Consider the following 631-nt stretch of genomic DNA (forward strand, 5'->3'; position numbering starts at 1 on the left):
GTTTCCGGTTTTTCTTCTTTTAACTCTTCTGTTGTTTCTTCTTTATTTTTCTCTTCTTCTGGTGTTACTAAGATCTCCGGTTTTTCTGTTACCTCTGGCTTCTCTAACACATTCGGTTCTTCTGTCACCTTTGGCTCTTCCGGTTTTAATGACTCTTCTATTTCTTCTGTTGTTTCTTCTTTATTTTTCTCTTCTTCTGGTGTTACTAAGATTTCCGGTTTTTCTGTTACCTCTGGCTTCTCTAACACATTTGGTTCTTCTGTCACCTTTGGCTCTTCCGGTTTTAATGACTCTTCTATTTCTTCTGTTGTTTCTTCTTTATTTTTCTCTTCTTCTGGTGTTACTAAGATCTCCGGTTTTTCTGTTACCTCTGGTTTTTCTAACACATTTGTTTCCTCTGTCACCTTTGGTATTTCCGGTTTTTCTTCTTTTAACTCTTCTGTTGTTTCTTCTTCCACTTGTTCTTCTTCTGGTTTTACCCAGATTTCCGGTTTTTCTGTTACCTCTGGCTTATCTAGCTTATTCGGCTCTTCTGTCACCTTTGGTTCTTCTGGCTTTTCAAGCACATTCGGCTCCTCTGTCACCTTTGGTTCTTCTGGTTTTTCTTCTTTCAAGTCTTCTGTTGTTTCAA

General features: G+C 38.0%; 1 pseudogene. It reads right to left on the minus strand.

Annotated elements, in window-relative coordinates:
• Positions 1-631 (minus strand): annotated as a pseudogene (locus MR071_RS25060) (Cna B-type domain-containing protein); the annotation flags it as partial.

The organism is Bacillus cereus group sp. BfR-BA-01316, assembly GCF_022664195.1.
GTDB lineage: Bacteria > Bacillota > Bacilli > Bacillales > Bacillaceae_G > Bacillus_A.